The sequence below is a fragment of the Proteus myxofaciens ATCC 19692 genome (genome assembly GCF_001654855.1).
In the GTDB taxonomy this organism is placed as follows: Bacteria; Pseudomonadota; Gammaproteobacteria; order Enterobacterales; family Enterobacteriaceae; genus Proteus; species Proteus myxofaciens.
The window spans coordinates 20,757-27,470 of the sequence record NZ_LXEN01000043.1 but is presented as its reverse complement, the minus strand read 5'-3'; the positions used below and the strand labels follow the sequence as shown (position 1 = coordinate 27,470).

Here is a 6,714-nt window from a genome sequence, read left to right as displayed (position 1 = left end):
AGAGATTTGTTTTATAAGTATATACATAAAAAATAAGCTGAATATTGCGTGACCTTTATTAAAAATACATAATAAAAAAAGAAAATCAGTTTATAACTAACTGATTTTCTTTTTTAAGTTAATAGATAACGTTTAGAACATTACTTCTTATTCACCACGATAAATAGAACCTGCTGTACATGTCTCTTTTACTATTACTGCTGACAATAATGGTAAAGAAGGTTTTACCTGTGACCAAATCCACTTAGCAAGCACTTCACTGGTCGGATTTTCTAAACCTTCTATATCGTTAAGATAGTAGTGATCAAGTCTATCGAGTGTCGGCTTAAAAGCAGCTTTTACATCAGCAAAGTCAATTAACCAGCCTGAATGAGTATCAACGTCACCAGTTAGCTCTAATCTAACTAAAAATGAATGTCCATGAAGTCTTCCGCATTTGTGTCCTTTAGGGACATGAGGTAATTGATGAGCAGCTTCAAACTGAAATTCTTTAAAGATAGTCGTTGTCATTAAATATCTCTTGATTTAATTATTTAAAAAGAAAGCGTTTCTTAAGTGTATCTGATTTCTCTCTACACACCTAATTAGCTTAGTTTTTAATTGGTTATTAGTTTTACCTTAATTAATCGATTTTATAGGTAAGTTAAACCCATAAATGAAGTTAGTATTTAAGGTTATTAGATAGAGCTAACTTGTCTTTAATTCGTATTCTAATCGTGAGATACCCTCTCGATATAAGAAATATTATTTGAAAACATTTGTGCATAGCGAAAAATGCACCGCTTTTTTAAGGCAGGAATAATGAGCAATCAACCCCCTTTATTATCAATGCTTCCATTGACTCAAGAGCAATTGAATAAGTTGCAGGATGCAACAAAAGATTTGGCGCCTGCACAAATTGCGTGGCTTTCAGGTTATTTTTGGGGACAGCTGAATCAGAGTACATCGCCTTTAACGACGGCAGCCCCTGCCTCAGATTTAGTACCAGAAGCTGAAACTATTACGCTAATTTCGGCATCACAGACAGGTAATGCTCGCCGTCTTGCTGAGCAATTACGTGATAATCTGGTCACTAATAAATTGAATGTTGAGCTTTATTCGGCGGGTGAATATAAATTTAAGCAAATTCATAAAGCGACGACGCTAATTATTATTGCATCTACACAAGGTGAAGGTGAACCACCTGAAGAAGCAATAGCATTCTATAAATATTTAAATTCCAAAAAAGCGACTGCAATGAAAGAAACATCATTTGCAGTGTTTAGCTTAGGTGATTCTTCCTATGAGCATTTTTGCCAAGCAGGAAAAGACTTTGATGATCGCATTGAAAAGCTAGGAGGAACGCGTTTATTACCTAGAGTTGATGCTGATGTTGAATATCAAGTACAAGCTGATGAATGGATTGCTCAATTAACCGAACAATTAAAAGCTCGACTTCCTGCACAAAGTCGTCGTGTATTACAACAAACTCAAGCAGGAACAACCGATTCTGTAGAAACAAGTCTTTATCATCGTGATGCACCTTTCGCGGCTACATTGCTGACAAATCAAAAAATTACTGGACGTCACTCAGATAGAGATATCCGGCATATTGAAATTAGTCTTGAAGGCTCGAATTTACAATATCAAGCAGGTGATGCTCTCGGTGTTTGGTTCAATAATTCAGAAGAAAAAGTCGATGAACTTATCGCATTATTATGGCTAAAAGGTGATGAGTCTGTCACTGTGAAATCAAAAGTAGTGACATTAAAAGAAGCGCTATTAAGTCATTGTGAATTAACACAAAATAGCGCTCCGATTGTGAAAGCCTATGCACAATTAACTTGCCATGAAGATCTGTTATCGCTGGTGGCTGATAAGACAAAACTACAGCAATATGCTGATAAAAATCCTATCAACGAAATGGTGCGTCAATATTGCGCACAACCCGTCGCTCAAGAGTTTGTTGATATTTTACGGCCTCTAACACCACGTCTTTATTCTATTGCTTCTTCTCAACAAGAAGTTGAGGACGAAGTACACCTTACATTAGGAGTAGTGCGTTATGACGTTAATGATCGCAAATATACAGGTGGTGCATCAGGCTTTTTAGCTGACAGGCTCGAAGAAGGTGCATCTTTAAATGTATTTATCGAAAAAAATGAGCATTTCCGTTTACCGCAAGATAATGAGGCGCCTGTCATTATGATAGGGCCAGGCACTGGAATAGCGCCTTTTAGAGCTTTTATGCAACAACGTGAAAATGACGGTGCAACGGGTAAAAACTGGTTATTTTTTGGTAATCCTCATTTTGTAGAAGATTTTCTCTATCAAGTGGAATGGCAACGTTATGTAAAAAGCGGTTTGTTAACCCATATCGATTTAGCATGGTCGCGTGAAAAGGCTTATAAAGTCTATGTACAAGATAAATTACGTGAACGCGGTAATGATATCTGGCAGTGGTTACAACAAGGTGCTTATCTTTATGTCTGTGGTGATGCATCTCATATGGCAAAAGATGTAGAACAAGCGTTGCTAGATATTGTGATGGAATATGGTAATAAAAATATTGATGAAGCAGATGAATATTTAAGTGAGCTACGTCTAGAAAAGCGTTATCAGAGGGATGTCTATTAAATGAAATCACATACTCAAGCGCCCTTAATTGTAGAAGGGAAACTGGCTGATAGTGAACGCATGAAAAAAGAGAGTCATTTTTTGCGTGGCACTATTACAGAAGACTTAAAAAATGGTTTAACTGGTGGATTCGAAGGCGATAACTTCTTGCTTATTCGTTTTCATGGTATGTATCAGCAAGATGATAGAGATATTCGAGCTGAACGCGCTGAACAAATGCTAGAGCCTCGTCATGCGATGATGCTACGTTGTCGCTTACCAGGTGGGATTATCACACCGCAACAGTGGCTAAATATTGATAAATTTGCGACTGAAAATACGCTATATGGCAGTATTCGTATTACTAATCGCCAAACATTTCAATTTCATGGCATTTTAAAAGGTAATGTAAAACCCGCCCATCAAATGTTAGCTGAAGTAGGGCTAGATTCATTAGCGACAGCAAATGATGTTAACCGTAATGTTTTATGTACTTCAAACCCAGTGCAATCCTCACTACACCAAGAAGCGTATGAGTGGGCAAAAAAGATTTCAGAGCATTTATTACCGCGTACTCATGCTTATGCAGAAATTTGGCTAGACAAAGAAAAAGTTGCTACAACAGATGAAGAGCCTATTTTAGGTGAAACGTACTTACCTAGAAAATTCAAAACAACCGTCGTTATTCCACCGCATAATGATGTTGATCTTCATGCAAATGATATGAATTTTGTTGCGATTGCTGAAAATGGCCATCTTATTGGTTTTAATGTGTTAGTGGGTGGCGGTTTAGCCATGACGCATGGTGATAAAAATACCTTTCCTCGTTTAGCAAGTGAATTTGGTTATATCCCAATTGATAAAACACTGGCTGTTGCAGAAGCGATTGTTACCACCCAACGTGATTGGGGTAATCGAACAGAACGTAAAAATGCGAAAACAAAATACACTCTAGAACGGGTAGGAATAGAGACATTCAAACAAGAAGTTGAACGTCGTTCTGGTGTTGTTTTTGAAGATATTAAGCCATATGAATTTACTCATCGTGGTGATCAAATTGGGTGGTTAAAAGGCGTTGATAATAACTGGCATCTCACACTATTTATAGAAAGCGGGCGATTGATAGATTCACCAAATGCACCATTGAAAACAGGTGTTGCTGAAATAGCGAAAATCCACCAAGGTGATTTTCGTTTAACCGCTAACCAAAATCTAATTGTTGCAGGTATTCCTGAACATGAAAAAGACAATATTGAAGCAATAGCTCGTCAATACGGCTTAATCAGCGATAAGGTAACCTCGTTACGTGAACACGCAATGGCTTGTGTTTCTTTTCCAACTTGCCCTTTAGCCATGGCAGAAGCTGAGCGATTCTTACCGTCGTTTACTGATACCCTTGATGGATTAATGGCAAAAAACAATGTCTCTGATGAACATATTGTTGTTCGTGTGACAGGATGCCCTAATGGCTGTGGTAGAGCGATGCTAGCTGAAGTAGGATTAGTCGGTAAAGCACCTGATCGTTACAATTTATATCTAGGTGGAAATCGTATTGGAACACGTATTCCTAGAATGTATCGTGAAAATATCACATCAAAAGAAATTATTGCCATACTTGATACATTCATTGCTGAATGGGCAACTTATCGCAATCAAAACGAAGGATTTGGTGATTTCCTTATTCGTACTGATGTGGTTAAGCCTGTTCTAAACTCAGCGATAGATTTTTATGAGGTGCAAGAAACGGTATGAAACAATGGTCACTTTCAGAGATTATTGCACTTTCCGCTGATGAACAACAAATCGCATTAGCGCAAGTCAATCAACAATTAGCACATCAAAGTGCCGTTGAGCGAGTTCAATGGGCGCTGACTCATTTGCCTAAAGAATGGGTATTAAGTTCAAGCTTTGGTATTCAAGCTGCGGTTTGTCTGCATTTAATCACACAAGAATATCCAGATATTCCTGTTATTTTGACAGATACAGGATATCTGTTTCCTGAAACTTATCAATTTATCGATTCACTGACAAAACAGTTAAATCTCAACCTTAAAGTCTATCGTGCTGAAATATCTTCATCTTGGCAAGAAGCTCGTTATGGAAAGCTTTGGGAACAAGGTATTGAAGGGATTGAGCGTTATAATCACATAAACAAAGTTGAGCCAATGGAAAGAGCATTGAATGAACTACAGGCTCAAACTTGGTTTGCGGGATTACGCCATCAGCAATCTAAAAGCCGTGAACATCTGCCTATTGTTTCTATAGCCAAAGGTGTATTTAAAGTATTACCGATTGTCGATTGGGATAATAAACAAATTTATCAATATCTTAAAGAAAATAACTTGCCTTATCATCCTTTATGGGAGCAAGGATATCTCTCAGTGGGTGATACCCATACTACACGTAAATGGGAAGAGGGCATGAGCGAAGAAGAAACGCGTTTCTTTGGCTTAAAGCGTGAGTGCGGTTTGCACGAATAAAATTATTCATTATTAATATTATTCGGGTAATAGAGAAATCTATTGCCCTATTTGTCGTGATAAAATAAATAATACATTGAAATATAAATAATTTCTCTTATTCCTTTCTGTTCCATCTCATAGCTTTTTGTCATTTCATAAGCACAATTGCACCTTTTATAGTCATTATTCATAAAATGAACAATTGATATTGAGAATACGCGTATGGAATACCTGCCATTATTTTTCGATTTAAAAGAGCGCCCAGTGCTTCTTGTGGGTGGCGGTCATGTGGCTGCGCGTAAAGCATCATTATTACAACGTGCAGGTGCTCACTTAACCGTGGTTGCTCCTGAGTTATGCGATGAATTGCATCAAGCATTTATAGAAAATCGCATAGAGTGGATTGCTGGGCATTATCAAGAAGAATATCTACAAAGTACGATGCTCGTGATTGTGGCGACAGATGATAATGCATTGAATCAACAAGTCTATCTTGATGCACAAGCAAGGCATATTTTTGTCAATGTAGTAGATTCTCAGCCACAATGCTCATTTATCTTTCCTGCCATTATTGATAGAAGCCCAATTTTAGTGGCGATTTCTTCTGCGGGTAAAGCGCCTGTTTTAGTCAGAATGCTACGTGAAAAGCTAGAAGCAATGCTTCCAAATTCATTAGGCACTATGGCGACGATTGCAGGAAAATGGCGACAAAAAGTAAAACAGCATTTACATACATTTCAAGCGCGTTGCCGTTTTTGGGAACAAGCATTTAGTGGCAAATTTGCTTCTTTAGTGGCTAATGATCAAATAGCACAAGCGCAGGCGCAACTCGAGCAACAACTTCAACAGCAAGATATGCCTCAAGGCGAATTAGCATTAGTAGGTGCAGGCCCCGGTGATGCAGGACTTCTTACGCTTCGTGGTTTACAAGTCATTCAACAAGCAGAAGTGGTTCTTTATGACAATTTAGTCAGTCCTGAAGTTTTAGAGCTGGTTCGTCGTGATGCTGACACTATTTGTGTGGGTAAAAGGGCGGGTCAACATAGTGTTTCACAAGAAGAAACCAATGATTTAATCGTGAAATATGTAAAACAAGGAAAACGCGTTGTGCGATTAAAAGGTGGCGATCCTTTTATTTTTGGTCGTGGTGGTGAAGAGCTTGAAGTGGCGATTGAACATGGTATCACTTTTCAAGTTGTACCTGGTATTACCGCTGCCAGTGGTGCAAGTGCTTATGCAGGTATTCCATTAACACACCGAGATTATGCGCAAAGTGTCACCTTTATGACAGGGCACTGCAAAGCACAAGGTAATGAGCCTGATTGGGCATCATTAGCACAAGCTAATCATACTTTAGCCATTTATATGGGAACAGCGAAAGCAGAATACATTAAGCGATATTTAATTGAGAAAGGGCGAGCGCCAACAACCCCAATCGCGGTAATTAGCTGCGCAACGCGTACAGAGCAACAAGTCTTTACTGGCGATTTAACGCAATTAGCGCAATTAGCGCAGAAAGCACCAACGCCTGCATTACTAATTGTAGGCGAAGTGGTCGCACTTCATCATCAACTTGCGTGGTTTGGCGATAAAAAAGTGCAGGAAACTCGCACTTCATCACGCTCTCCTTTGGTTCATTTTGCCTAAAAATGAGGTT

5 protein-coding genes are annotated in these 6,714 nt (G+C 38.5%); 4 read left to right on the top strand and 1 reads right to left on the bottom strand.

Annotated elements, in window-relative coordinates:
* Window positions 1-147: 147 nt before the first annotated feature.
* Window positions 148-510 carry a 6-carboxytetrahydropterin synthase QueD gene (queD, locus tag M983_RS05370; protein ID WP_066748231.1) on the bottom strand — a complete coding sequence of 121 codons (363 nt, stop codon included), beginning with the start codon at window positions 508-510 and terminating at the stop codon, window positions 148-150.
* 291 nt (window positions 511-801) lie between these two features.
* Between queD and cysJ the strand changes: the two genes are divergently transcribed.
* From cysJ to cysG, 4 genes are all read left to right on the top strand, one after another.
* Window positions 802-2,616, top strand: coding sequence for an NADPH-dependent assimilatory sulfite reductase flavoprotein subunit (gene cysJ, locus M983_RS05365; protein WP_066748228.1), 1,815 nt, complete (start codon window positions 802-804; stop codon window positions 2,614-2,616).
* Window positions 2,617-4,347 carry an assimilatory sulfite reductase (NADPH) hemoprotein subunit gene (cysI, locus tag M983_RS05360; protein ID WP_066748223.1) on the top strand — a complete coding sequence of 577 codons (1,731 nt, stop codon included), beginning with the start codon at window positions 2,617-2,619 and terminating at the stop codon, window positions 4,345-4,347.
* Window positions 4,344-5,075: a phosphoadenylyl-sulfate reductase gene (locus M983_RS05355; RefSeq protein WP_066748221.1), complete on the top strand. Its 732-nt coding sequence runs from the start codon at window positions 4,344-4,346 to the stop codon at window positions 5,073-5,075. Before cysI ends, M983_RS05355 begins: the two co-directional genes overlap by 4 nt.
* A gap of 204 nt (window positions 5,076-5,279) precedes the next feature.
* Window positions 5,280-6,704, top strand: coding sequence for a siroheme synthase CysG (gene cysG, locus M983_RS05350; RefSeq protein ID WP_066748218.1), 1,425 nt, complete (start codon window positions 5,280-5,282; stop codon window positions 6,702-6,704).
* Window positions 6,705-6,714 lie beyond the last annotated feature (10 nt).

Bases quoted from the DNA above. Each gene is read 5' to 3' on its own strand.
- queD (WP_066748231.1), bottom strand. From the start codon at position 510: ATGACAACGACTATCTTTAAAGAATTTCAGTTTGAAGCTGCTCATCAA.
- cysJ (WP_066748228.1), top strand. From the start codon at position 802: ATGAGCAATCAACCCCCTTTATTATCAATGCTTCCATTGACTCAAGAG.
- cysI (WP_066748223.1), top strand. From the start codon at position 2,617: ATGAAATCACATACTCAAGCGCCCTTAATTGTAGAAGGGAAACTGGCT.
- M983_RS05355 (WP_066748221.1), top strand. From the start codon at position 4,344: ATGAAACAATGGTCACTTTCAGAGATTATTGCACTTTCCGCTGATGAA.
- cysG (WP_066748218.1), top strand. From the start codon at position 5,280: ATGGAATACCTGCCATTATTTTTCGATTTAAAAGAGCGCCCAGTGCTT.